Raw genomic sequence first — 6378 nt, forward strand, 5'->3', positions numbered from 1 at the left:
TTTTAATCTTTAATGCTTTTTTGATGAGGTTTTACTTCTACAGGATTTTCTCTGTTATCATAAAACAGCCATTCGATGGCTCTCGGGAACTCCTGGGACCAATAAAATTCATTGTGAGTGCCTTCAGGATTAATATTCGTCCTGAACTCGAAATCAAACAGATTTTTCTTTTCCCATTGCTTTAAATATTCTTCGAAAATATGAATTCTTTTGACCATTTTTGAACCTTCCTGGCCACCTCCATAAAGATAGATTTTTGTTTTAAAAGGAACCCGGAAATTCATCATTGGGAAATTATTATTTGGCTCCACCCAAAGTGATGGGGAAAAAATTAACAATTTTGAATATACTTCAGGATAAAGAAATCCGCTGTAGATGCTAATTAGCGCACCCAGTGAGCTTCCCCCGATTCCTGTATTGTCGCGGTCTTTTTTGGTGCGGTAGTTTTCGTCTACGAAGGGTTTTAAAGTATCGGTGATAAAACGGATGTACTTTTTCCCTTCAGATCCGTTCGCGACATTGTCATTATCAAAAATATATTCTTTGATTCTTTCTTCACTTCCGTGTTCTACGGCAATGATAATTACGTCTCCACGTCCGTATTCTGCTAAAATAGAAAGTTTTTTGTCGATTTCCCAATTTCCGTAGCCGCTGCCATCATTGAAGAGGTTTTGGGCATCCTGAAGGTATAAAACGGGATAGCTTTTATTGGAAATATAATAATCATAAGGCAAAAGCGCCCAGACTTTTCTGTAACGTTCAAGCTGGGGAATGTAAAATTCTTCCGAAATAATCTCTACAATAGGAAAATACTCTTTTTTGAAAGGGCCCCAGTTCAATCTCCATTTTTCAACGGTATCAGAAGTTTTTTTTGCAGATTTTAAAGCTTTCCTGTTAGGGGTAATGTTTCCGAATTTATCTAGCTCTACGTTTTCCCATCCACCTTTGGTGAATTTATATTCAATCTCATTAGGTAGAAGTGACTCGTCTATTTCGATAAAATATCTATTGGGATCGGATTGATTAAGCTGGTAATTATCATCTTTAGGGTTCCAGCTGTTGAAATTCCCTGTAATGTAGATGACTCTGTTATCAATTTCTTCACTATAAAGTTCAAACCTCATCATGTGTTTAATTTTCTAACGGCTAAATTTATAAAAAACTTTTTATATCAAATTATTTTTAAAATCATAATAGAGTGATAAAAATTATTATATATTTGATAAAAGCAAGTGATGGAACAGAATTAGCATGCATATTACTTCAATAGAATTAATATTTTTTGTTAATTTTTTTTGTAGTTTCAAAGAAAATATAAAATTAAATTAAAGCCGTGATGAATTCGGTTAAAACATATACACTTTTTACGGATCATGATATTTATCTTTTTAAAGAAGGTAAACATTATAAGCTATATGACAAATTTGGTGCACATTCTGCTGAAAAGGATGGTGTAGTTGGTGTTTATTTTTCGGTTTGGGCACCAAATGCAAAAAAAGTTTCAGTAATCGGAAATTTTAATAACTGGAATCACAAAGACCATATTTTATTCCCTCGGTGGGATGGATCGGGAATTTGGGAAGGGTTTATTGCTGGGCTGACGTGGGGAACACTGTATAAATATGCGATTGAAACTGGAAGGGGAGAAATTTTAGAAAAAAGTGATCCTTATGCACTGAGCTGGGAACAGAATATTCAGGCTGCGTCGCTAGTTTCAACGACCTGGTATGAATGGAATGATAAAGAATGGCTTGAAAACCGCTGGAAAAAAAACACACTGAATGCCCCGATTTCAGTCTATGAGATTCATTTGGGCTCATGGGTAAGGGAAGGCAGTGATCCGAAAAGATTCCTGAATTACCGCGAAGTGGCAAAAAAACTAGTTCCTTATGTAAAAGAAATGGGTTTCACCCATGTAGAGTTTATGCCAGTGATGGAATACCCTTACGATCCCAGCTGGGGTTACCAGATCACAGGATTTTTCGCGGCGACCTCACGCTTTGGGTCACCACAAGATTTGATGTTTTTAATTGATGAGCTTCACAGAAATGATGTTGGTGTGATTTTAGATTGGGTACCTTCTCATTTTCCTGGTGATGCTAATGGGTTGCATCGTTTTGACGGTACTTATCTTTATGAGCATGAAGATCCGCGGAAAGGCTTTCATCCGGATTGGAAATCTTATATTTTCAATTATGGGAGAAATGAAGTAAAATCTTTTTTAATTTCAAATGCCATGTTTTGGCTGGAACGTTATCATGTCGACGGATTGCGTGTAGATGCAGTAACTTCAATGCTTCATCTGGATTATTCAAGGAATGAAGGGGAATGGGAACCAAATATTTATGGAGGAAATGTTAATCTTGAAGCAAAAGTTTTTTTGCAGGATTTTAATAAGGCTGTTTACAAAAAATTTGGAGATAATATCATTACGATTGCAGAAGAAAGCTCTGATTTTCCTATGCTGACAAAACCTGTACACGATGATGGGATAGGATTTGGAATGAAATGGATGATGGGATGGATGCATGATACATTGGATTATTTTAAAGAAGAACACGAGAACAGAAAATTTCATCATCATAAGCTGACTTTTGCTTCAATGTATATGCATAATGAAAATTATATGATGCCTTTGTCGCACGATGAGGTCGTTCACGGAAAAGCAAGTCTCATCTATAAAATGAAAGGAGATGAATGGCAGAAATTTGCTAATCTTCGGGCACTATATGTATATATGTTTACGCACCCCGGCGCAAAACTTTTGTTTATGGGGGATGAATTCGGGCAGACCAATGAATGGAATTTTACCCGGAGTTTAGACTGGCATCTGCTGCAGTATCCTGTTCATAAAGGATTGCAGAGTCTAGTTAAAGATTTAAATCATCTTTACAGATCAGAAACAGCAATGTATGAAAATCAGTTTAATCATTGTGGTTTTGAGTGGGTAGAAGCCGATGATATTGAAAATTCTGTTTATGTATATAAAAGGAACGGTAAAAAACAGGATGATGTTTTAATTGTTGTTTTAAATCTTACTCCAAGAGTTTTAGATTATAAAATCGGGGTGCCAGCCGGAAGCCATTGGCAGATTATTTTTAATTCTGACGATGGAAAATATGCAGGAAGCGGTATAAGGTCAGATATTTTTAAAGAACAGAACGAGGATTATATGTATCATCCGAAATCAATTAGCCTGAATCTGCCCCCATTGGCAGGAGTTATTTTAAAAAAGACAAAAGAAAAAAAATATAAATTACAAAGAATCAAGCAACACAAAAGATAATAGCAAAAATGGTAGTTTATCATCTAAGTACGGAGTGTTATCCGGTCGCAAAAGTAGGAGGTCTGGCAGATGTTGTGGGTGCTTTGCCGAAATATCAGAATAAAATAAAAGGAGTTGATGCTAAGGTAATAATGCCGTGGTACAATAAATCTTTCATTCATGATCATGAGTTTGACTTGGTTTTTAATGGTTTTATCCATCAGGGGCCGAATATGCTTCAGGTACAGGTTTTGAAGGGGAAAACCAATGTCCTGGGATTTGAGCTGTATATGGTAAAAGTTCCTGGGCTGCTGGATCGGGAGAACCCTTACGGGTATCAGGATGAAAACTTCCAGTTTCTGGCTTTTCAGCATGGTGCATTGCATTGGTTGAGCGCGATGCAGATTCGTCCGGATGTATTGCACTGCCATGATTATCACACGGGACTTATACCTTTTATGATTGAATACTGTCCGGAATTTTCCTTTTTAAAAGGGGTAAAAACTATAGCGACAATCCATAACGGGGAATACCAGGGAATGATGAGCTGGGAAATGGCCAATTATATGCCGTCTTTTGATGCCTACAAATGGGGATTGATGGATTGGAACGGTTTGATAAATCCTTTAGCAAGTATGATCAAATGTGCAAGTGCTTTTACTACAGTTTCACAAGGTTATCTTGAAGAGCTGTTCGTAAGCTTTCGCGGATTGGAGAGCCTCGTTCGCGATGAGTTTGGAAAGGCTTATGGCATCATCAATGGTATTGACACGGAAGTCTGGAACCCGGAAACAGATCCGATGCTTGATTTTAATTTCAATGTTAAAAATGCAGTAGAACAAAAGAAAAAAAATAAAGAAAAGCTGTGCAAAGAATATGGCTTAAAGCCTGAACTTCCATTGTTTGCCTTCATTGGAAGATTTGCGACGGAAAAAGGGGCGGATTTGCTTCCTGATGTAGTTTGGAGGAGCATAAAACAAAGTTATGGAGCTTTAAATATCATGATTTTAGGATCAGGAAATGCTTATATTGAGAATAAACTGAAAGAATATAATTACACTTATACCAATTTCGCTTTAGATTTAGGATATAAAGAACATCTTTCACATAAAATATATGCTTCAGCGGATTTTTTGCTCATGCCTTCCAGAGTTGAGCCCTGCGGGTTGAATCAGATGTACTCCATGAGGTATGGGACAGTTCCCGTTGTGCGATACACCGGTGGATTGAGAGATACAGTGGAGGATATTTCCACAGGAGGTGCAGGGATTAATTTTACCTATCCGGGAGTTGATGATATCATGCACGCAATGAACAGGGCTATATTGATTTACAATCAAAAAGATGTAATGGAAAATCTGATTCGGGCTAATATGAATTTTGATTTTGCCTGGGAAAAATCGGCGGAGAAATATATAGCTTTATATAATAATTAAAATTTAAAGAATAAAATAAATAAATTGGTTATGAATTAAAATTATTAATAAAATAACTTAATTTCTTAATGTTTGAAAATAAATTCAAATAAATTTTAATCAACAGTAAATTTAATAAAATAAACGCAAAATAATTTATGAACAGCAATGTTATTTCCATTGTTTTGGGGGGAGGTAGAGGAACAAGGTTGTTCCCACTTACGTATTCAAGATCAAAACCTGCTGTACCGATCGCAGGAAAATACAGATTGGTAGATATTCCTATTTCAAATTGCTTAAACTCAGGGTTGAATAAAATTTTGGTTTTAACGCAATTCAACTCTGCGTCACTGAATTCTCACATCAAAAACTCTTATCATTTTGATATTTTCAGTAAAGGTTTCGTTGATATTCTTGCGGCTGAACAGAATGTTGAAAATGACAACTGGTATCAGGGAACTGCGGATGCCGTACGCCAGTCGATGAAGCACTTAGAAAAATATGACTATGATTATATCCTGATTCTTTCAGGTGACCAGCTCTACCAGATGGATTTCAGGGAAATGCTGGATTTCCATATTGAAAAAGGTGGTGATGTGACCATCGCAACCATTCCCGTAAATGCCAAAGATGCAACAGGCTTTGGAATTTTAAGCTCTGACGATGAAGGCAATATCACTTCTTTTGTGGAAAAACCAAGCTATGAGATGCTTAATGGCTTGCAATCTGAGGTTTCGGAAGAAAACAAACAAAAAGGAAAAGAATACCTCGCTTCAATGGGGATTTATATCTTTACCAAAAGCATTCTTAAAAAAATGTTTGATGAAGGAGCGGGAGATGATTTCGGGAAAGACATTATTCCGAGTTCAATAGGAAAATATACCACTTTAAGTTATCAATTTGAAGGATACTGGACAGATATTGGTACCATAGAATCCTTCTACGAAGCCAATCTGGATTTGTGTCAGGATTTTCCACAGTTTAATCTTTTCTCTTCGTCGCCGGTTTATACAAGAGCAAGGATGCTTCCGCCATCAAAGATCAACGGCTCTTATGTCAGTAAAGCGGTTTTCGGTGACGGGTGCATCATTATGGCTGATAAAATTGAGAATTCCGTTATCGGAAACAGAACACGGATTGACAAGGGAAGCACCATCGTAAATTCTTACGTAATGGGTGCCGATTTCTATCAAAATACCACGGAAATTGTACACAATGACAGGAAAGGCGAGCCTAACATGGGTATCGGGAAGTACTGCTATATCGAAAAAGCGATTTTAGACAAAAACTGCTATATTGGTGATAATGTAAGGATCATCGGCGGAAAACATCTTGCAGACGGAGATTACGGAACACATTCTGTTCAGGACGGTATTGTTGTTGTGAAAAAGGGGGCGGTGCTGCCACCGGGAACGCATATTGGGTAAAATCTATATATCCTTAAAAAATTCGCTCATTGAAATTTCAAGAGCATCGGTAATTTTCATAAGATTAAGAACAGAGGTATTGATGATACCTCTTTCTATTCTTGTGATTTGAGAGATTTCTACATCTACCATGAAGGCAAGTTCTTTCTGTGTAAGATTCTTTTGCTGACGTAGTTTGGATATACTAATTTAGCTTCCAGTTAGAGTTAAGCATAAAACCTTAATTTTAACGTATGAAACAAGGGCGAAAAATCTATGATCCAGCTTTTAA

The 6378-nt window shown here is 36.7% G+C and carries 5 protein-coding genes; 3 read left to right on the plus strand and 2 right to left on the minus strand.

The window, feature by feature from the left end:
- Nucleotides 1-2: 2 nt before the first annotated feature.
- Nucleotides 3-1124 (minus strand): alpha/beta hydrolase-fold protein, encoded by a 1122-nt coding sequence (locus tag BW926_RS11040; RefSeq protein WP_076447087.1) that lies wholly within the window; start codon nucleotides 1122-1124, stop codon nucleotides 3-5.
- A 212-nt stretch (nucleotides 1125-1336) separates the two neighbouring features.
- Here BW926_RS11040 and glgB point away from each other — a divergent pair, with 212 nt between their 5' ends.
- The 3 genes from glgB (at nucleotide 1337) to BW926_RS11055 (ending at nucleotide 6107) form a co-directional block, all read left to right on the plus strand.
- Nucleotides 1337-3286, plus strand: a complete 1950-nt coding sequence (gene glgB, locus BW926_RS11045) for a 1,4-alpha-glucan branching protein GlgB (protein ID WP_076447088.1) — start codon at nucleotides 1337-1339, stop codon at nucleotides 3284-3286.
- 8 nt (nucleotides 3287-3294) lie between these two features.
- Nucleotides 3295-4701, plus strand: coding sequence for a glycogen synthase (locus BW926_RS11050; protein ID WP_076447079.1), 1407 nt, complete (start codon nucleotides 3295-3297; stop codon nucleotides 4699-4701).
- 137 nt (nucleotides 4702-4838) lie between these two features.
- Nucleotides 4839-6107 (plus strand): glucose-1-phosphate adenylyltransferase, encoded by a 1269-nt coding sequence (locus BW926_RS11055; protein WP_076447081.1) that lies wholly within the window; start codon nucleotides 4839-4841, stop codon nucleotides 6105-6107.
- Between the two features lie 3 nt (nucleotides 6108-6110).
- On the opposite strand, the gene BW926_RS11060 is transcribed toward BW926_RS11055, so the two are convergent.
- Nucleotides 6111-6296: a helix-turn-helix domain-containing protein gene (locus tag BW926_RS11060; protein ID WP_083672310.1), complete on the minus strand. Its 186-nt coding sequence runs from the start codon at nucleotides 6294-6296 to the stop codon at nucleotides 6111-6113.
- Between the last annotated feature and the right edge of the window lie 82 nt (nucleotides 6297-6378).

Source organism: Chryseobacterium sp. RU37D (genome assembly GCF_900156075.1).
GTDB lineage: Bacteria > Bacteroidota > Bacteroidia > Flavobacteriales > Weeksellaceae > Chryseobacterium.

Bases quoted from the DNA above. Each gene is read 5' to 3' on its own strand.
- BW926_RS11040 (WP_076447087.1), bottom strand. From the start codon at position 1,124: ATGAGGTTTGAACTTTATAGTGAAGAAATTGATAACAGAGTCATCTAC.
- glgB (WP_076447088.1), top strand. From the start codon at position 1,337: ATGAATTCGGTTAAAACATATACACTTTTTACGGATCATGATATTTAT.
- BW926_RS11050 (WP_076447079.1), top strand. From the start codon at position 3,295: ATGGTAGTTTATCATCTAAGTACGGAGTGTTATCCGGTCGCAAAAGTA.
- BW926_RS11055 (WP_076447081.1), top strand. From the start codon at position 4,839: ATGAACAGCAATGTTATTTCCATTGTTTTGGGGGGAGGTAGAGGAACA.